The organism is Kitasatospora sp. NBC_01287, assembly GCF_026340565.1.
Taxonomy (GTDB): Bacteria; Actinomycetota; Actinomycetes; order Streptomycetales; family Streptomycetaceae; genus Kitasatospora.
In genome coordinates, this window is the sequence record NZ_JAPEPB010000001.1 from 6,334,413 (window position 1) to 6,355,288 (window position 20,876).

The window sequence follows — 20,876 nt, forward strand, 5'->3', positions numbered from 1 at the left end:
GGTACGTCTACTGCAGCGCCACCCGCAGGATGGCCAGTAGACCGTGACGGCGGCCACCACGAAGAGCGGCTCAGCAAGCAGCTCCAAGGGGAGTCCCCTTGCTTGGCTTCGCGTTGGTCTCCAGGACCATCGGCATCGGCAGACTGCGGCCAATCCGCAGCGGCTCACCACTCAACGATAGGGCCCCGCATCCGACTTAGAGCCGGATACGGGGCCGTTTTACTCCTGGGGCCGGCTGGCTGCCGGGCTGAGGTCGGGTCAGTGAGTGGGGGTGGTGATCTGCTGGTACAGGGCGGTGACCTGGGGCGCGCTCAGAGCGTAGTTCCATGCCTGGACGTCACTGATCATGCCTGGGAAGAAGGTGCCCTGGGTGCCCGGGCTGACCTGGGCGGAGCCGATGACGAAGTTGCCGTTGGCGGCCCATGGGCTGACATTGGACTGAGTGCCGGAGAGGGAGCCGTTGACGTAGAGCTGGGCGGCGTTGGTGGCGACGTTGTAGGTGCCAACGAGGTGGACCCAACTGCCGGGTGCGGTGCCGCCCCAGGTGCAGGTATTGCTGGGCCAGACGATGACGGGAGGACCGTTGGGGTTGGGAGGCGGCGGGACGGTGTCAGTGGAACTGAAGGAGAGGCACCAGCCCGAGGTGTCTGTGTTGTATTCGAGGCGGAAGCCGGAGGTCTGAGCACCGCTCTGGCTGGCGACCACCGCGTTGGAGGTGGGGGTGGTGGCGAGGTTGACCCAGGCGGAGACGGTGAAGCTGCTCGCGGTGTTGAGGACGGCGCCGTTGCTGGTGGTGCCGTCGGCGGTGGTGCCGTCCAGGGTGAGGGCGTTTCCTCGGGTCGGGTCGTTGGTCCAGCTGTAGCCGCCGTTGAGGTTGGCTGGGTTCTGGCCGACGTTGGGGTTGTTGGCGAGGTAGGCGCTGGCGCTGGAGGCGGTGTCGGTAGCGGTGGTGCTTCCGGTGCCGTCGGTCAGTGGCCAGGTGTCCTGGGCGCCGAGGATGGCGGAGGTCAGGGCCCCGTAACCGGAGGTGGTGAGGTTGACGTGGTCGGTGGCGATGGCCGCGTTGGTGTTGAGTTTGAACTCGTTGTTGGGGGTGTCGAATGTGCCGATGGTTGCGTCGGGGTCGATGTAGTTGAGGGTGGGAGCTTGAGCTGAGTTCATGCCGAGGGGGCTGTTGTTGAGCCAGAGGTTGGTGAGGGTGCGGTTCTGGTCGACGGTGGGCGTGCAGGGGTCGTTGTTGCTGCCGGTGGTGTTCTGGCCGGTGTAGCCGTCGCAGGGGGTCTGACCGACGACGATGACGTTGATGCCCGCGTTCTGGAGGTAGCCCAGGAGCTGGGTGTAGGCGTTGCCGGTCATGCTGGCGTAGCTCTGACCGTGGAGGACGTCCTGGAGGCCCTGGTTGAGGACGACTGTCGTCAGGCCGGGCTGGTCGAGGATGTCGCGGTCGATGCGGGACAGGGCGGATGGTCCGCCGTACATGCCGACGGTGTTGTCCTGCATGACCTGGTCGCCCACCACGCTCTCGTCGATGGTGCTGAACGGTGCGGCGGAGGACGACTGGGCGGCGGCGAGGTCGGCCGCGAGGTGGACGGAGGTATTCGTCTGGACGGGTGAGGTGCCGGGCTGACCCGGGTCCACGAGGCCATCGCCGAGGACCGCCTGAGTGGGGATGTTGGCGGTGGTGACGTCCAGGTTGCTGAGGAAGTCGGTGAACGATCCCCAGGCACCGGAGAAGGCGTTGCCGGTGGTGTCGCCGGTCTGGTCGCCGGAGCCTGTGGGGGACATGAACGACAGGGCGGTGTTGGCCCACGGGTTCATCGGCATGTACTGGATGGAGCTGGTGAAGCTGAAGGACACCAGGAGGTTCTTGCTGGCATCGACGGTGTAGGGCAGCGGGTCGCTGTAGGCCATGGCGCCCCCGGGGACGGTGGTGGCGGCGCTGCCACCGAACGTCAAATTAGTGGTGCTGCCGGCCGCTGCCGCAGAGGTGCTGTTAGAGGCGACCGCGACTGTGGCGTGGCTGACCGTCAGGGGAATGGTGGTCATCGTGTTGTCGAGCTTGATGCGCAGGGTGGTGCCGGACACGGACGGCTTCATGTTGATGCGGATCGTCTGGTTGGTGTAGTTGCCGCTCTGACCGGCCAGCGTGTAGGCGCCCTCGGTGGGGCTGCCCCAGGCGGCCGTCCAGGACTGGCCGCTGGGCGCGGCCGGGGCGGTGCCGTTGACTTCGGCGGTGCCGGTGGTGGGGTTACGGGTGGACAGGCCGAAGATGTGCAGGGCCATGCTGCCTGGCTGTGTGCCGACGTCCGGCAGGGTGATGTTCTTGAGCGTCTTCCCGGGCTGCAACTGCACCGAGAACGGGTAGATCTTCGGGTTGCGTGCCGAGTTGGTCCACTGCCCGGCGGGGTTGTTCCAGTGCGGAAGGCTGACCGCGGCCAGCGAAGTAGGTCCGCCGACCCAATCTGGGACGACGAGGGAGTAGGGCTGGGTGGATCCGTCGGCGTAGTTGATCACACCATTGGCGGGACAGTAGGCCGCCGGATTGGTGGAGTTGAAGCAATATGTGCCCGACACGCCGGTGCCGGCCGGTACGTAGGGTGCCGCGCCGTTTTTGACGGCGCCCGGTGACGCGAGGGTGCCGCCGGTTGTGGAGGCAAGGAAGACGAGGGCGCTGCCGGTGCTGGTGGGCATCGGGCTGAGAGGGATGGTTTGGTTGGCGGCCAGCAGATTGTCATCCTGGCCACTACCACCGAACGCGGGCAGCGTGAAGGTGGCGCCGTCGATGGTGACCTTGCCGCCCGAGTTCCAGCCGGCATTGGCCAGGTCGTTCGCGGAGTAGCTGAAGCCGGCGCCGTCCGCCGAAGCCGTGCTCATGCTCGAGTCCGAGCTGATCGCGATGTTGTTGAAGCACGCCGCGAGGCTGGTGCAGGTGGTGCTGGCATGCCCGGCCGCCAAGAAGCGGTAGGCGTACATGCCTGACAGATCATTGGCAGAGTCAACGGCGGCGACCCACAGCGTGTGCGGGCCCGCCGACGTCGGCGTGATGCTGACCGTGGCCGCGTTGTTGGTGGCCACGATCGTCTGGTTGGCGGGGGTGCCGCTGGTGGCGGGCTGCTGGTCCAGGGCGTAGATGAACTTCGTCGCAACCGCACCGGTGGTGGCGCCATTGATGACGAATGTCGCGCTGGTGCCGGCGGGGGCGCCGGTCTTGCCGCCGTTGTCGGTGTTGGGGTAGGTGAGGTTGGGCTGGACAGTGGGGTTGTCCGGGCCGGTGGGCTCGGCCGTGAAGTGGCAGACCGGGGACCACCCGGACCAGGCCTCACCGTCGGTGACCTGGGTCTGCCAGTCGACGGTCTGGCCGTTGCTCAGCGAGGAGATGAAGGCGGACGGCAGCGAGTAGGCGGCGGTGCTGCCGTTGGCGAGGTTGTCGCCGGACAGTGCACTGGCGGTGGTGGAGGAGCCGTCGACCCAGTACTTGAAGTTGGCCTGCAGCGCGTCGCCGTCGGGGTCGGAGATGTGGGCATTCAGAACGGGGGTGTTGGAGGCGATGGTCTTGCCGATGTACGGGTAGGGGGTGCTGGTGGCGCAGCCGGCGTTGTCGGCGCCGGTGACGGCTGAGAGGTCGCTGGCGCCGGGGGTGTTGGGGTGGAGGTTGTAGAAGATCTGCAGGCTGGGGTTGTCGGAGAACCGGGAGAAGCCGAGGTTGCTGCGGGAGGACTCGTAGGCGTCCTCGGTCAGGGCGGCGGTGAACTGGCCCCAGTGTCCGGTGGCGGCCTGGGCGATCTGCGAGGTGACGCTCAATCCGTGGGTGACCGAGCCGTTGCCGGGGCAGTAGCTGGCGTTGTAGGCAGGGCCGAAGTCGGCGCTGGTCAGGCTCGCGCCGTAGCCGGGCTGGTTGTTCCAGTCCGTGCCGGAACCGATGCCGCCCGCCCAGTGCAGGTTGACGGTGGCGGTGGTGGAGCAGGACGCGGAGTAGACCTTGGTGGCGTTGACCGTCGCAGAGCTGATGTCCGCGTTCCAGATCACGGTGGGCAGCGACCACTGGTAGAAGGTCCGCATGATGCCCTGGCAGCTGCTCCAGCCGTTGACGCCGACACCGAGTTGACCGCCGTCACCGGCGGCGCTGGTGCTGTCGTACAGCGAGCTGCCGTTGCAGGGCGAGCCCTGCTTCACCTCGTCGAAGGCGGGTGAATTGGCGGAGGTGGGGTGCCAGTTGAACGTCGGGTCGATGTACTCGGGGAACGCCGCGGAGGCATCGGTGAGGAACTTGGTATCGGGGAGCAGGGTGAGCGAGTGGGCGTCGGCCTTGGTGTGGACGACGGCGATGCGGGCGGCCGCGCCGGGGTGGGCGGCGTCCGAGGCGTCGGGGGCGACCTTGTCGGCAACCGCCTGACTTTCTGTCAGTGCTCCTGCGTGCGCGGCGCTCTTGACCTGCGGAGCGGCAACGGCGGGCAGGGTCGTGTTGGAGTCCCACATCATCGGGGTGGCCGACTCCAGCACCGCGCCCTGCGCGCCGCCGGTGACCGTCACCCCGTCCTGGGCCTGGGCGGTGGCGAGCTCGCCACCGGCCACCTGCGCGGCCAGCTTGAGCCCGGCCAGCGCCGGGTTCTTGGCGGCCTGGGCGTTCTTGACGACTAGGACGTCGCTGAAGCCGCCGCTCACGGTGGCCGACACCGTCAGGTCCACGCCCGGCAGCACCTCCGCGTACGTCGCCGTGCCACCGCTGACACTCGGCACGGGCAGGGCGGTCGGCCAGGACACCGAGTAGCTCGCACCACCCGAGGACGTCACCACCAGCGGAGACTTGCCCCCGCCGGAGAACCGCACCGACCCGTACGCCGTCGCCACCGGCGACAACATCCCGTCCGCGCCCTTGCGCAACGTCGTGTCGACGGGCTTCCAGACACCCGACTCCTTCGTCCGCACCGGCTTCGGACTACCCGTCAGCGCGAACCCGCCCTTGGGCTGCGCCACCACCTGCTGGCTCTCGGTGGTGAGCGCGTCCACCACCACCGGTTTGCCGCTCGTGTGCGCCTGGGCGGCAGCGGCGACCATCGCCTCCTGCTCCGCCACCGTCGGCCCCTCCCCGCTCTCCATCGCGGTCAGGTTGGTCGGCTGCGTGGGAGCGGGTGCCGCTGGCGCCGCGGGCACTGGCGTCGCGTGGTTGGTGGGCGATCCTGCCGACGAACCCGGGGCAGCGGCGAACGAGGCCGGAGCCGCGCCGAACAGGGTGGCGACGATGACCCCGGCAGCCACAAAGGCTGGTGTCTTTCTGTTTGCTGGGTATTGCTTGCTACGTTTGGTACTTTTACTAGTCACAAAACCCTCTTTGCTAAGAATTTCAAAATCTCCACACGATGACTTGCGTAAAGCTGCAGGTCGTGACGATACGGTGCCGACAAATCAGTAGGCAAGGTGCGTCCGATATGGCAGCATCTAGACTGATCGTCCCCCAAGGGTCAGGTCGGATAGGGTATGTGACTGCTACTCACCCCCTGTGGCATTCGGGGAAAAAGTCACCATGTTCGCCATTTTGTCGACTGAAATGGTTGCATGGGGGAATCAAAAGTAATTCCATTCAGGGATCTTCTCTGATACGGTCGCGGTCAAAATGTCATGATCATCATGCATTGTGATGGCGAGGGGCGGGAACTGTGGGATTCGGCATGGGCCGGACCGGGAAACGCGATGCGGCGACCCGAGGAGTGAATGCGCGCGGTCCCTCACGCGGCTGGACGGTTGTCCTGCTGGCGGGAGCACTGGCGGCCGGGAGTCTGGTGGCGGCACCGGCGGCGCTGGCCACCGGCGTGCATCCGGCGCCCGCGGTGGCGCACGACAAGTCGATACCGGTGACGGCGGTGAAGGGCCACTACCAGCAGCCGAAGCCGATGCCGCAATGGCAGCCGACGAAGACCGCCTGGCCGTCGGGCAGCGCGGCCGCCGAACTGGCGGCTCCCGGTGCCAAGGCCGGCGCGGCGGTGCAAGCAGGTTCGCTGCCGGTGCGGGTGGCGGCGCTCGCGCAGCGTTCGCAGGCGGCACCCCTGAGCCCGTCCGCTCTGGCCGCCGCCGCGCCCGCGAGTGTACGGGTCACGGTGGCGCCCCGAGCGGCCGCGACGGCCGCCGGGGTGAACGGCGTCCTGCTGTCGCTGCAGCGCGGTGATGCCGCAGCCGTATCGGGTGCGGCGCATGTGTCGCTGTCGTACGGTCAGTTCCAGGACGCCTTCGGCGGCGACTGGGGCTCGCGGCTGTCGCTGGTGGAGCTGCCGGCGTGCGCGCTGACGACGCCGGACCTGGCCGCCTGCCGGGTCGAGACGCCGGTCGCGTTCCACAACGACGTCAAGGGCCAGAGTCTGGAGGCGGACCTCGCGGTCCCACCGGCAGCCGCTGCAACGCCAAGTGGGAAGCAGGCGGCGTCGAGTGAGTTCGCCGTGCGAGCGGCGGCGGCGCCGATGGTGCTGGCGGCAGCCGCGACCGGATCGGGTTCGGGCGGGGGCGGCGGTGACTTTACGGCCACCAGCCTCAAGCCGTCCGGCTCCTGGCAGGCCGGTGGCTCATCGGACGCCTTCACCTGGTCCTACCAGTTGCCGACCCCCTCGGTCCCTGGCGGCCTGCAGCCCACGCTGGACCTGTCCTACGACTCGCAGGTCGTGGACGGGCTGACCTCCTCCACCAACAACCAGGCCTCGCAGGTGGGTGACGGCTGGCAACTGCCGCAGTCCTTCATCGAGCGGTCCTACCAGTCCTGCGGCCAGAACCCGGCCGGCCCGACCCAGACCCCGGACAACTGCTGGTCCAACAACAACACCCTGACCCTCTCTCTCAACGGCTCCAGCACGACCCTGGTCAAGGACGACACCACCGGCACGTACAAGGCCCAGGATGACTCCAACGACCGCGTCGACTACCTCACCGGTGCTTCGAACGGTGCGCAGAGCGGCGAGTACTTCCGCGTCACCACGACCGACGGCACGCAGTACTACTTCGGTATGAACCAGCTGCCGGGCTGGGCGTCGGGCAACGCGGTGACGAACTCGGTGTGGACCGAGCCGGTCTACGCCACCGCCGCCGGGCAGCCCTGCTACAACGCGGTGTTCGCCAACTCCTCCTGCCAGCAGGCCTACCGCTGGAATCTCGACTACGTCGTGGACACCCACCAGGACGCAGTCTCGTACTTCTACACCACCGAGCAGGGCTACTACGCCCCCGACCTGGGCACCACCGCCACCACCTCCTACACCCGCGGCGGCTATCTCTCCAAGATCCAGTACGGCCAGCGGGCCGGCCAGGTCTACACCACCCAGCCCGCCGGACAGGTGTCCTTCACCGTCAACGGGCGCTGCAACACCTCCCCCACCGGCTGCGCCACCTCCACCCTGAACAGCTCCACGGCGGCGAACTTCCCCGACGTCCCGTACGACCTCAACTGCACCCAGAATGGGGCCTGCCAGACGCAGTCGCCGACGTTCTGGTCGCAGGAGGAGTTGACCGGCATCCAGACCTCCGCGCTGGTCGGCTCGACGCTGACGCCCGTCGACTCGTGGGCGCTGACCTACTCCTTCCCCGCCACCGGTGACGCGACCACGCCGGCGCTGTGGCTGAACTCGATCACCCACACCGGCCAGGACACCAGCGCAGGTGGCTCCGGCAGTGCCATCAGCATGCCGCCGGTGGTCTTCAGCGGGCGGCCGCTGTCCAACCGGGTGAACGTCACAGATGGCTACCCGCCGATCACCCGCCAGCGCCTGACCGGCATCACCACCGAGACCGGCGAGAACATCACGGTCGGCTACTCCAGCGCGGCCTGCGCCGGCGGCACGCCCTCGGACGCCTCGCAGAACGGCTCGCTCTGCTTCCCCGACTACTGGACGCCGACCGGGCAGACGTCCCCGATGCTGGACTGGTTCAACAAGTTCATCGTCGCCGCCGTCACCGAGCAGGACCCGTTCGGTGGTTCCGCCAACGACACCGTAGTCACCAGCTACACCCCGGTCGGCAACCCCGCCTGGCACTACAACGACAACCCGCTGACCCCCACCGCGCAGCGCACCTGGGACCAGTGGCGCGGCTACCAGGGCATGATCGTCTCCACCGGCACCGCCCCGGACCCGATCACCGAGACCCAGTACAGCTACTTCCGGGGCATGAACGGCGACACCCTGCCGAACTCCGGCACCCGCACCGCCACGCTCTCCGACTCCCGGGGCGACGCGGCCGTCACCGACTCCGATCAGTTCGCCGGATCGACGTATGAGGCGCGGGTCTTCAACGGCGCCGCTACTGTCACCGACACCGTCGACGACCCCTGGACGTCGACGGCCACCGCCACCCACGCCCTCGGCGGCGGGCTGGCCGCCCTGCAGGCGTTCCTGACCGGTACCGCGGACACCAAGGTCTACACTCCGCTTGCCTCCGGAACCACCCGCGCGACTGAGACCGACTACACCCGCGACGCCTACGGCCGCGTCACAGCCACCAACAACCAGGGCGACACCTCCACCACCGCCGACGACCTGTGCACCACCGTCAGCTACGCGGACAACACGACCGCCTGGATCCTCGACAACCCCGCCGAGACCAAGACCGTCTCCGTCAACTGCTCCACCACACCCAGCGTTCCGAGCAACATCGTCGCCGACGACCTCACCTTCTACGACTCCTCCACCACCCTGGGCGCAGCACCCACCGTCGGTGACACGACGATGAACCAGAAGGCGACCTCGTACACCGGCAGCACCCCGACCTACACCACCCAGCAGACCACCACGGTCGACCAGTACGGCCGACCCACCGCAGTGCTCGACGCGCTCAACCGCAAGACCGCCACCGTCTACACCCCGGCCACCGGCGCCCAGCCCACCTCGATCGCGGTCACCGACCCGCTCAACCACACCACCACACAGACCTTCGACGCGCTGCGCGGTCTGGGCCTCTCCAAGACCGATCCCGCCGCATACGTCACCAGCCAGCAGTATGACGCGCTCGGCCGGCTCAGCGCCGTCTACCAGCCCGGCGAGACATCCCCGAACCCGCCGAACCTCAAGTACGCCTACACCGTCTCCAACAGCGGCCCGTCCGTCGTCGACACCTACACCCTCAACGATGACTCCAGCTACCGCCTGTCCGAAACCCTCTACGACTCGCTGCTGCGCTCCCGCGAGGTGCAGACGCAGACTGTGGACGGCGGGCGCACCATCACCGACACGATGTACAACACGGACGGCTGGGAGTCCGAGGCGACGGACCCGTACTACAACGCCGGTGCCGTCTCGACTGTCTACGTGCAGGCGCAGGTCGGCAAGGTCCCCTCCGAGACCGGTTACAGCTACGACCAGGCCGGCCGCAAGACCGCCTCGATCGCCTACGCGTCGGGCACTCAGACCTGGCAGACCACCACCGGCTACGGCGGCAACTTCACCACCACCGTCCCCCCGGCCGGCCAGACCCCCACCACCACCGTCACCGACGCCCGCGGCCACCAGACAGATCTGATCCAGTACAAGACCGGCATGCCGACCGACTACGTCAATGACCCGGCCGCCGACTACACCGACACGAAGTACAGCTACACCCCCGCCGGCAAGCAGGCCACCGAGCTCGACCCGGCCGGCAACACCTGGTCGTGGACCTACAACCTGCTCGGGCAGCAGACCGACGCCTACGACCCCGACACCGGCCACAGCCAGAACACCTACGACGCCGCCGGACAGGTCACCAGCTCAACGGACGCGCGCGGCAAGCAGACCACCACCACCTACGACCTCGACGGCCGCAAGACGGCCTCGTACGACACCAGCACCACCCAGACGCTGTCCGCCGCCAACAAGTTGGCCGCCTGGACGTACGACACGCTGAAGAAGGGCCTGCCCACCGCCACCACCTCGTACTCCGGCGGCGACACCTACACCAGCACCGTCCTGGGGTACAACAACCTCGGCAAACCCTCCGTCACCCGCATCAACCTCACCGGCGAGGGCACCGCCCTGGTCCCCGCCACCGGCTACACCACCGGCTACGGCTACAGCCTCACCGGCCGCCTCACCAACCAGAACGACTCCGCCGAAGGCGGCCTGCCTGCCGAGAACCTCACGTACGGCTACGACCAGTTCGGTGAGCCCACCACCATGGCCTCCGGCAGTGGCTCCTACGTCCAATCCGTGGGTTATGACGAGTACGGTCAGCCCGTCCAGTACTCCTTCGGGACCTCAGGCAACTTCGCGACCGCCAGCTACACCTACGACCCGCAGACCCGCAACATCAGCGACATCCAGACCAGCGCCTCCACGGTCTCCGGCACCATCGACGACCTGAGCTACAACTACACGAACAGCACCGTCTCCAAGGGCGCCGGTCTGCTGGTCTCCACCACCGACAGGCAGAACGCCGCCACCAGCACCGACACCCAGTGCTTCAGTTACGACTACGCCGACCACGTCCAGCAGGCCTGGACCGCCACCGACAGCTGCACCGCCACCCCTGCCACCGGCAGCAGCGCCACCGTCGGCGGCCCCATCGCCCCGTACTGGCAGTCCTGGACGTATGATGCGGCCGGCAACCGCACCGCCCAGACCGACCACGACACAACTGGCACCACGGTCAACGACACCACCACCAATTACCAGTACCCGACCGCCGGTTCGGCCACCGACCAGCCGCACACCCTGACCGGTACCACCGCCACCGGCCCCGGCGCCACCGCCAACACCGCCTCCTATACCTACGACGCGGCCGGCAACACCACCGCCATCAACGGCGGCACCCTCGGCAACCAGACCCTCACCTGGAACAACCAGGGCAAACTCGCCAGTGACGCCACCACCGCCGGCACCACCACCTACGTCTACGACGCCGACGGCAACCAACTCCTGCGCCGCGACCCCACCAGCACCACCCTCTACACCGGCGACACCCAACTCGTCCTGACCGGCACCACCGTCACCGGCACCCGCTCCTACACCATCGGCGGCAAGACCACCGCCATCCGCACCAGCAACAACACCGTCGACTACCTCGCCCCCGACCGCCAGGGCACCGACCAACTCACCATCGACGCCACCACCCAGGCCGTCACCCGCCGCCAGTACCTCCCCTTCGGCCAGGCCCGCGGCACCACCCCCACCACCTGGCCCGGCGACAACGGCTACGTCAACGGCCACAACGACACCACCACCAACCTCGAAACCCTCGGCGCCCGCCTCTACGACACCACCAACGGCCGCTTCCTCAGCGCCGACCCCCTCCTTGAAACCACCGACCCCACCCAGACCAACGGCTACGCCTACGCTGGCAACAACCCCGTCACCAACTCCGACCCCACGGGCCTACGCTCCGAATGTGGCCAGAACGGCGACTCTGCCTGCGGTTCCATGTTCGGGGGGCCGTCCACCGGCGGATCAGGAGCGAACTCCTGCGGCGTCACAGATTCCTGCACGCCGATTCGTAAGGGTACGGACACGGGTGGGAGTTTGACTGATCTGGGGTGGGGTGCACTCGTCGGATCAGCTCGATTCGCGGAAAAAGTCGAGAACGTAGTCAACCCACTCTGTTGGTTCGACACTGCCTGTAAGGGCGGCTCCAAGGGAGTCCAGAACTTCGCTGTGCAGCATGGGGCAAATCCGGACACCTCGCGCTTCAATGCCGGGATGGTATCTGGGTCCGCGATGACTGCCGCTGCCATGGGGCCAGCCGGGGACGATGCTAACGCCGCAGACGGACTCGGTGACATATTCGAGCCCGCTGGAGCGGCAGGCATTCTTCCTGAATTTGCAGATGGAGGTGCGACGTCCGGATTGGGGGTTGCTGCGGATGGCCGCATTTATAACGTGGTGAGCGGAAATAAGAAGGCTGATGCCGACTTGATTGCGATAGTCAACGAAAGGCTTCGAGGGCAAGGTTTGTTGCCGGGGGTGGCGAGTTCGAGCCGTGCTAGCGATGCCGAGCAAAAGTTCGCCGCCATCATGTTGCGCGATGGGATCAAGAAAGCGGATATCGTCATAAATAATCCGGGCGGCCCCTGTATGCAGAGATTGGGGTGCGACAATGTTCTGGGTGCCATTCTTGGCGATAAAGAGCTTACGGTACACTGGCCGGACGGCAATGGCGGCTGGAAGTCGCAGCAATATGGAGGCGCCCAGTGATGCAGTACCTAATCGACGCATACTACCGTAAGGAGCATGCTGAAGAGCGGGCGACGCTTGACACCCTCGCGGGCGTTGATGCGCTGATCGATACTCTCCTGACAGGTCCAGCGTCTCAGAATTTGGCCGAGCTGCATTGTGTTCAGCGAAAGCCTTTGCCTTCCGGATTTCCTGATCACGAACTTCTGGTTGGGGTCGACGGAAAACGCCAAGTTGGTGTCCTTGGGTTTATGGATGCTGAGGGCAACGTGGTCACGCTTGGCGCCTTGGAGGGGCGCGGTGAGGTTTCCTATTGCATTGTAGGGAATCCAACCGAGTTCCCGGATCGCTCAGAGGTGCCCGTTAGTCTTATCCGGCAGGCCGTCAAGGAATTTTTGACATCTGGCGGGCAGCGTCCTACGTGTGTCCAATGGCAGGTGCCAGAATTCTGGTGATTCCTTTGTTCATGAATGTCGCAAGTGACATGATTGCGTGCAAGTAATTCCAGGTAATGATCAGCAGCGTTCCAATAAACTATTGGGCCCTGAGCTCAGCGGCTCCACCGGATAGGTCTGCGGTGGAGCCGCTTCGCTTTCTGCGGCCCAATTTGGTGGATGGGGTTGAGTTGATAGGCCCTTTGGGTGGGATTTGAGACCGTCGTCGTGGGGGCCCGCCGGCTTTGCGATGGGCCACCATAGCTCGTTCGGTCGTCCAGAGCTTGCCGTCGATGCCAGGCTGCCCACTTTCTCGACCACGTATCAATTGCTTCCCTATACTAAGGTCGTTAGCCACGTTGCACGGGAGGAAATGATGCCGCGCGTAGAATATGTCGAGTCGGGAATCCGGATCGTCGCTGCCCATAAGGGTGCCGTCTGGCCACTAGTTGCTGCTTGCCTTCCAGGTCACAAGGCGTCCGTTCTCTCAACGTCTGGTGAATGGAGTGAGGAGATTCATCGTTGGGATGCCCTCGCCGGGGACCTGCTGTGCACCTATGACGAGATCAATGTGCCGGCTTCCAGCTTTGCAGTTTCCCCGTCCGGCAATGGAGGGGCAGTCCTCGCTGCCGGGACCGAGAGTGGAGTCCACTGCTGGAATTTTGAGACGGGGGAACATCTCTTCGAGTCGGCAGCCCTACACGGTTCAACGATCTGGGACGTCACAATGGCTGCACTTCCTACTGGGCGAACGCTCCTTCTGGGTGCTGGGGCCGACGATAGGATTTATCGCTGGGATGCCGCCACGGGTGAGCCGCTGGGAGACGCGCTCATCGGACATTGCAACAGCGTCAAGTCTGTCTTGGCCTTTCGGGGGGCCAATGGTCGTATGACAGTGGCTTCCGGAGATGACAACGGCGCCGTGCTGCAATGGGATGCCCAATCCGGAGAACTGTTGAACCTTGAGTCGCCGGAGTTCGACTCGATGGTCACCACACTTGCTCACCTCACGTTGGCTGACGGTAGGATTTTGCTGGTCGGCGGCAGCCCTCGTGGGGAGGTCCGATGCTGGGACGCTACTACTGGTGAGAGCATCGGAAGACCGATCAATACCGGCGGCGGACTTCCGACCTTGGCTGCAGTGGTAACCCGAGGTGAGCCCCGGATCTACACCTCGCGGGACGACGATGTGATCGCTCAGTGGAATGCCCTGACCGGCGAATTGGTGGACGAATCGCCCACCGGACTGTCCCTCGCCGCTGTCCAGATGCTGGACGGCGACGTTCTTCTCGCGACAGGCACCGGGGAAGGAGATATCTTCGCTCGCCGCATCGGGGCCTGAGCACTACGTGGCAGCCGTCCCTCCTTGGCCGGCTATCCCTGGAGGCGGCCGGTGGCGTCGGTCATGGGCCAGGAGGTTGCGAGACATCTGCGCGGAGGTGGGTGATGAGCTCGTGTGGAGGTCGAACGTGTTCTGGCCGAACTGGCACTGGCGGAAGCGTTGCTGGAACGGCGGCCCATGGCCCTCACCGGGGCGGCTACGACCCTGCTGCGTCGCAGGGCCGGAGCCACGGGTTGCGAAACGGACAGCTGACCGGTGAGGTACCGTCACTTCTTTTTCATCGGCTTTATGGTCGCCTCGGTGGGCGGGTGGGCGACGGTTCCAGGGGGTGGCTTCGCGGGGTGTGTTTACTGTCCCCATAGGCAACTGTCCCAAACCCGCCCCCAGGACAGTTATCAACAGATCGTTGAATACGCTGCTGAGGGGTGTCAGACCTCGCGATCGCAGACCAGTGGGGGCGCCACCGGAAGCCGCCCATCCCTGCGCTCCTGACGGCTGGCCGCCCAGTCGTCGAGGAGGGCGCCCGTCTTCCCCGGAGCCGCGCTTCTCCACGCGTACGCGTCCCGGACCGAGTGCCAGGCCGACGGCACTGTCCGCCGAGAACTCGTCCGGCTTGCCCCCGGGCCGTTGCCGGAACCGTCAGCCTGACTGGCACGGCAGGTTGGCGCCCCGGTGAACTCGATCGCGCGGTTCCTATGCTCGGATCATGACCACCCCTTCCCTCCTAGTGCCGCATCAAGGAACCTTTGCCCTCTTGTGATGTGACGCGCCGTCCGGCTGCTGTGCCGGGCAGCGGGGATGCGCGAAGCTCTGCGGGTGGCAGAGCGAGTGCGGGTTCGTGAGATCGACGACGACGAGGGGCAGCGGCTGCTGCGGATCATCCGGCGAGGCACCGGGTCGGTGGTGACCTGGCGGCGAGCGCAGATGGTGCTGCTGTCCGCGCAGGGCATGGACGTGCCGGGGATCGCCGAGGTCAGCTTCACGAGCGCGGACCGGGTTCGGGATGTGCTGCACAACTTCAATACCGACGGCTTCACCTCCCTGTACCCGAAGTACGGGGGCGGGCGGCCGAAGACCTTCACTCTGCCCGAACGCCGGGAGATCAAGAAGATCGCGAAGTCCAAGCCGGCCGAGCACGGCCTGCCCTTCTCGACCTGGAGCCTGATCAAGCTGGCCGATTTCCTGGTCGCCGAGGGGGTGGTCGACGACATCAGCCACGAGGGCCTGCGCATCCTGCTCCGCGAGGAAGGCGTCTCCTTTCAACGCATAAAGACCTGGAAGACCTCCCGCGACCCCGACTACGCTGCCAAGAAGGCCCGCGTCGAACACCTCTACGCGATCGCCGACGGCGAGGTCATACCCGAGCCCGGCGAGCCCGAAGTCATCTTCTGCATGGACGAGTTCGGCCCCCTCAACCTCCAGCCCCATCCCGGCCGGCACTGGGCCGAGCGCGGCGGCAAGCACAAGGACCCCGAGCGCGAGCCCCGCCCCAAGCGACGCGCGACCTACACCCGCCCGCACGGGGTCCGCCACCTGATGGCCGCCTACGACCTGGCCAAAGACAAGATGTACGGCCACGTCAAGAAGACCAAGAACCGCACCAAGTTCCTGGAGTTCTGCCGCTACCTGCGTACCCTCTACCCGTCCGACGTGCGCATCGCGATCATCTGCGACAACTACTCCCCGCATCTGACCACCAAGCGGTGCCGCCGGGTCGCGGACTGGGCCGAGGCCAACAACGTCGAGATCGCCTACACCCCGACCAACTCCTCCTGGCTGAACCGTATCGAGGCCCAGTTCACCGCCCTGCGCTACTTCGCCCTCGACGGCACCGACCACCCCAGCCACAAGGCTCAGGGCAGCATGATCCGCCGCTACATCATCTGGCGGAACAACCACGCCGCCGACAAGCGCCTTCGCCAACTCGTCGCCCGGGCGAACGTGGCCTGATCCCGGAGGTTTCGGTCAGTTGCCGGTGTGAAGATCTCCAGTCAGCGCCGCAACAATGTCAGACCACGCCGCGGTGCCGAGCGCCGCGTCGGCCTCCGCCGTGCCACCGTAGCGGAACCGGTCAGAGTGACCGGCAGGCCCTTCCCCGGGCAACCGGGGACGATGCCCGGCATCGAACGAGGTCACAAGCCTGGCTGGACGGCCCACCGAAGCGCGGCGCGCAGCCAGTTCCTGTGCAAAGAGCAGCGAAGGCCACATCTGATCGTCCCCGCCCGCCACGAGAACGATCTGGGCGGCGGTCTGCTCGATCGGGATCACGGCCGCGCGCGCAGCCTCGGCATGGGTCTGCCGGCTCTGCTCGTACTGGGTCCGACAGGTCATCGGCTCGCCTTCTGCCTCTGCAGGAGTCCAGGTGTCATCGTAGGCGATGAACGGGACGGGCTCGCCCCTCCAGGTCCAGGACGACCGATAGGGGTGGGTCAGACCGTCGATGCCGGGGCCGACGTTCGCCCAGACCACGGAGGTGGGAGACATGGCCACCACCGCATCGACGCGCGGATCGCGGACGGCCAGCAGAAGTGCCGCCTCGGCTCCCTTGGAAAATCCAAGGACGCCGACTCTCCCTCCTGCTTTGGTCTGCAGGAGGTCGATCGCCTCAACGAACCTCTCCAGCGGGATCTCGCAGATTCCCTGTGCCTGGCCGTCGCCGCCGAACCAGCGAATCGACAACGCGGTCATCCCCGCGCGGGCGAGTACGCGGCAGCGTTCGACGTCGATGCGGCCACTCGAACCGGCCAGCACCAGTACGCCCACCCTGCTGCTACCCGCCGGCTCGACCAGCACACCCTCGAAAGGCTCGCTGATCGCGTGTTCGATGATCTCCATGACCCTCCCTCAGACGTCATGCCTTGCAATCATCTCAGGAGGGGCCGAACCGACCCGCGCAGGGCGAACGTTGCTTGATGCGGCACTAGTAACGCCCCAGCACGCCCGACGTCGGTAGCTATTCACATGGGGTGGGCAGCGGGTTCGTCCCGTGGGGACTCCCGCTGGATGGCCCGGTGACGGTCAAGGTCCCAGGTCGTTGAGCATGTTGTGGATATGGGGCTGGAGGCACTGGCCCGCGACGAGTTGGTCGCCGCGCTGGTCATGGCCCTGGGCCGGATCGAGGAGTTGACTGCTCGCGTGGCCGAACTCCAGGACCGGTTGAACCGGGACTCCTCGAACTCCTCGCAGCCACCGTCCTCGGACGGCCCGTACCGCAAGCCGCCGCCGAAGGCGTCGGCGATGCGCAGGAAATCCGGGCGCAAGCCGGGCAAGCAGCACGGCGATCCTGGGACCACCCGCCACCAGGTCGCCGATCCGGACGAGGTGATCGAGTGCCCGCCGCCGGAATGCCGCGACTGCGGGATGGACCTGGCTGACGCCCCAGTATTCGGAGTGTCCAAGCGGCAGGTGTTCGAGGTGGCTCCGCCCCCTCCGCCGAAGGTCACCGAGTATCGGGTGATCTCCAAGACCTGCCCGTGCTGCGGCACGGTCACCGCCGGGCCGACACCGCCGGGCGCGAGCGGCCGCGTGCAGTGGGGTCCGGGAGTGAAGGCCAGGGCGGTGCTGACCGTGATGGCCCATCACGTGCCCTTCGGTCGCGCCAAGCGGCTGCTGCGGGACCTGGCCGGCATCAACTGCGCAACCGGCTGGCTCGTCAACGTTCGCCGTCAGGCCGCCGCCGCACTGGAGCCCTTCATGGCTCGCATCCAGCAGATCCTGCACACGGCCCGGCTCCTGCACGTAGACGAGACCACCGCGCGGGCCGCCGGGAAACTCGCCTACCTGCACGTAGCCTGCAACGACAGGTACACCGCGATGCACATCGGCGGCCGCGGCATCGCCGACATCGATGCAGGGAAGATCCTCGACGGCTTCGCCGGGATCCTGGTCCGCGACGGCTACGGCGGCTACACCCACCTCGTCGACGCCGTCCACGTCTGGTGCGGAGCACACACGCTCCGGGACCTCAAGGCCGTCCACGACGCAGACCCCGAACACCAGCAGGGCACCGAAGCGATGGCCAACACCCTGGTCCTCGCCCTGAAGGCCACCCACGACGCCCGCCGGGCCGGCCGTGACACGCTCTCGGAGCAGGATCTCCGTGAGATCCGCTGCCGCTATGCGGGCGCGATCGCGGCGATGCGATCGGACAACACCCTGGGCGGGACCCCGCTCCAGCAACGGGGCCTGACCCTGGCCAACCGATTCGACAAGCACCACGACATGATCCTGGCCTTCATCTACGACCTAACGATCCCCTTCACGAACAATCCAGCCGAGTTGGAAGTGCGAGGAGCGAAGGTCCGCCAGCGCGTCTCAGGATGCTGGCGAACCCTGGCCGGACTCGCCGACTACGCCGTCATCTGGTCCTACCTGTCCACCGCCGCGAAACACGGCATCGACCACCTCGACGCCCTCACCCAGCTCTTCACCGACGGCCCATGGCTGCCACCCGTTCCCGGCACGCCCTGACGACACCGCGTCAGGGCGTGCTGCACGTCAGTCGTGGCGGATGAAGTTCGGGACGCCCGCAGTCGAGCCCGGATCATCGATCGGCCACGTCGGCATACCCTGAGGAGCGCGCACCCGGGAGACCGTGATGCCATGCAGGCACGCACCGCACCAGAACAGGGCATAGCCGACACGGCTGTTGGCGTCCACGATGTATCGAACCTCAAGCTGATCACGGCCGCAGTCCGGACACGGCCCGTTGCCTGTCACCTGTTGACCACCGGCAACGAGTGCCAACGCCCTCAGCCACGCTTCCCGACCGGCCATCAGCGCAGCCTCCCATTGAAGAAGTTCCAGAACTGGTCCTCCGAGCCGTAGGCAACCCGTTCCCAGGCTCCCTCCTGCTCGAGCGATGACGCCGGGCCATACACTCCGATCTGCATGACGTGCATCCGCTCATGACCGATCGTCCTCACGAGGTCCTCCACGGAACCGAACGCGTCCGGATACAACGTGATCGTCCCATCCGGTGACGTATGCCCGAACGGGCCACGCCCGATCAGGTCCGAATCGCGATTGATCTTGACGCTCACGCCGTCGAGTCCGACACCGGCATCCCGGGCCACCTGGTTGACAACCCGCTTCTGCATGGGAACTTGAAGATCCGAGAAGGCTCCCGTGTTCGTGGTCCGGCGTTCCAATCCAGGTGAACTACTACCGACGTCGGTGGCGCCACTGGCATTGCTGAGCAGATCCTGCTCTCGATCGGGGCCTGCGGATCAGCGAGCCTGGGCGGCGGGGCCTGGACCGGCCCTTGGTCAGTAGTCTCCCGATCCGGCCGTCGTGACTTGCGAAGGGATCAGCGCGTATGGGGGCGACGATGAGGGCTGGTGCATCGCCTTCCGGCCGTTGTCCGAGGTGCCGCAGTTGAGGCTGCGGAGGCGGCTGTGGACAAGCACGGGAAGGTTGCTCGGCTTGGGGCGAGGGCGATGGTGCAGGTCCGATGGCTGCGTTCGACCGCAGTTCCCTGTATTGAGTTCGTGGACCATGCACGGAGTGCGATCTTTCGCTCGTGGATAGTCGATGAAGCTGCAAGTCACCTGTGAGAGAAGAGTTGTGACTGAGTATCAGTCATGCGTTCATATGCAGTGGATGGCATTCGCTCGTGGGCGTACGTTCGTGGCCGGGGCTACCAGACCGGACGCACGGGGCGTCGTGGCATGTGTGGTTCCCATGGGGGTTCAACTTGATAGTGCGCCGTTTGCTTTCGGTCATCGCGGCGACGGCCTTGCTGGCCGCCGGTGCGGGGACCGCACAAGCTCACCAAGCAGTCCAGGTCACGAGCGTCGGGGGCAGGCTGCAAGCTAGGGCTGATGGGGACAAACCGGCGCCGGGCCCGGCGGCAACACCTGCGCTGGCGGCCCCTTCGGCTTGCGCAGCACCTGGGGAGGGCAAGAAGGTCAGCTGTCTGACGGTCGCAGGCGCACACGGGCAGGCGCCCGCAGCGCAGTTGGCGGCGCCTCGGGCGGCCGCGTCGGCGGCACCGATCCCGTCGTGGTGCATCGACAACGCTTACAAGGGTGTCTATGGGCTGCGGACGGAAGCGTGCCAGGTCACCGGGCTCACCTATACGACGTACACCACGACCAATGGCGTCACCAGCACGACCGGTCAGGTGTCGATGAACGTCATCAACTACGAGTACTCCGACACCGGGCTGATCAACTGGGCCCACCAGATTGAGGTGGCGGGCTACTCCGGTTGGGGAGATGCGCTGAACGGCAGCGTCGGAGGCAGCGCGATCTCCAGTGGCTCCTGCACGACGAACAACTCCTCGTTCCCGACTCAGGGCCTGTCGCCGTTGCAGAGCTGGCGGATCGGCGAGTCGTTGTTCGACACCACCGCGACGGCGCCCGGTGCTGTCGGCAACTGCACCACCACATGGCAGCTGACCTTCAGTACCCCGGGCTACACGCCAGGAGAGATGACGTACCCGACCGCCAACGTCCGCTGCGACAACGCCACCGCGGGAAACCCGAACACCGGGTGTGTCGTCCCCTGGTACCCCGCGCCGGCGTACTACAGCCAGGCCGCGAACCCTGGCCTCGCCAACCACGTTGTGCAGGCCCAGGCATCCGGGCTTCCCGGAGGGACCTTCGCCGCACCGCTGACCCGTACTACCAGCGATGCCATCACCAACAGCAACCGCACCCAGGCGTGCGGGGATGCTCCCAGCATCACCGGTCTCAGCTGTGACGAGTACCCCCTCGCATCGACCTACCAGGGGCTCAGTGCAGGCGGCACCCGCCGCACGTTCGCAGGCTGCAACTTCAATCTGCCAAGCCAGACCGGCCCCACGGGTGTCAGCGTCTGCATGATCGCCGCAGGCGACAACTCCTCGCAGGGCGGCATCATGTCGCAGTTCTACCGTGCGCAGCGCGTTCTCGACGGCGACCCGTTCCGGGTCCTCGTCGTGGCGTAGCTCCCGGATGCTCAACGGCTGCCCGGGTGGGGAACACCACCCGGGCAGCCGGATCC

10 protein-coding genes are annotated in these 20,876 nt (G+C 66.4%); 6 read left to right on the plus strand and 4 right to left on the minus strand.

Annotated features, from left to right (window positions below; translation table 11 throughout):
- Positions 1–258 precede the first annotated feature (258 nt).
- Positions 259–5,256 carry a LamG-like jellyroll fold domain-containing protein gene (locus OG455_RS27530; protein ID WP_266298174.1) on the minus strand — a complete coding sequence of 1,666 codons (4,998 nt, stop codon included), beginning with the start codon at positions 5,254–5,256 and terminating at the stop codon, positions 259–261.
- Between the two features lie 521 nt (positions 5,257–5,777).
- On the opposite strand from OG455_RS27530, the gene OG455_RS27535 reads away from it, so the two are divergent.
- The 4 genes from OG455_RS27535 (at position 5,778) to OG455_RS27550 (ending at position 15,839) form a co-directional block, all read left to right on the plus strand.
- On the plus strand, positions 5,778–12,134 hold the full coding sequence (locus OG455_RS27535) for an RHS repeat-associated core domain-containing protein (RefSeq protein ID WP_266298176.1): 6,357 nt from the start codon (positions 5,778–5,780) through the stop codon (positions 12,132–12,134).
- Positions 12,134–12,568: an Imm1 family immunity protein gene (locus tag OG455_RS27540; RefSeq protein WP_266298178.1), complete on the plus strand. Its 435-nt coding sequence runs from the start codon at positions 12,134–12,136 to the stop codon at positions 12,566–12,568. The genes OG455_RS27535 and OG455_RS27540 overlap by 1 nt, the downstream gene beginning before the upstream one ends.
- Positions 12,569–12,797: 229 nt before the next feature.
- Positions 12,798–13,889: a WD40 repeat domain-containing protein gene (locus tag OG455_RS27545; RefSeq protein WP_266298180.1), complete on the plus strand. Its 1,092-nt coding sequence runs from the start codon at positions 12,798–12,800 to the stop codon at positions 13,887–13,889.
- Positions 13,890–14,705: 816 nt separating this feature from the next.
- Positions 14,706–15,839, plus strand: a complete 1,134-nt coding sequence (locus OG455_RS27550) for an IS630 family transposase (protein ID WP_266298182.1) — start codon at positions 14,706–14,708, stop codon at positions 15,837–15,839.
- Between the two features lie 15 nt (positions 15,840–15,854).
- Here OG455_RS27550 and OG455_RS27555 read toward each other — a convergent pair whose 3' ends face one another.
- The gene (locus tag OG455_RS27555) at positions 15,855–16,724 is read right to left on the minus strand and encodes an acyl-CoA thioester hydrolase/BAAT C-terminal domain-containing protein (RefSeq protein ID WP_266298184.1); all 870 of its coding nucleotides are present in this window, start codon (positions 16,722–16,724) and stop codon (positions 15,855–15,857) included.
- Positions 16,725–16,940: 216 nt separating this feature from the next.
- Between OG455_RS27555 and OG455_RS27560 the strand changes: the two genes are divergently transcribed.
- Positions 16,941–18,359, plus strand: a complete 1,419-nt coding sequence (locus tag OG455_RS27560; protein WP_266298186.1) for an IS66 family transposase — start codon at positions 16,941–16,943, stop codon at positions 18,357–18,359.
- 27 nt (positions 18,360–18,386) lie between these two features.
- Here OG455_RS27560 and OG455_RS27565 read toward each other — a convergent pair whose 3' ends face one another.
- Both OG455_RS27565 and OG455_RS27570 read right to left on the minus strand, forming a co-directional pair.
- Complete coding sequence (locus OG455_RS27565; protein ID WP_266298188.1) at positions 18,387–18,548, minus strand: hypothetical protein; 162 nt, start codon at positions 18,546–18,548, stop codon at positions 18,387–18,389.
- 116 nt (positions 18,549–18,664) lie between these two features.
- Positions 18,665–18,988: a hypothetical protein gene (locus OG455_RS27570; protein WP_266298190.1), complete on the minus strand. Its 324-nt coding sequence runs from the start codon at positions 18,986–18,988 to the stop codon at positions 18,665–18,667.
- A gap of 611 nt (positions 18,989–19,599) precedes the next feature.
- Between OG455_RS27570 and OG455_RS27575 the strand changes: the two genes are divergently transcribed.
- Positions 19,600–20,820 (plus strand): hypothetical protein, encoded by a 1,221-nt coding sequence (locus OG455_RS27575; RefSeq protein ID WP_266298192.1) that lies wholly within the window; start codon positions 19,600–19,602, stop codon positions 20,818–20,820.
- Positions 20,821–20,876: the final 56 nt, after the last annotated feature.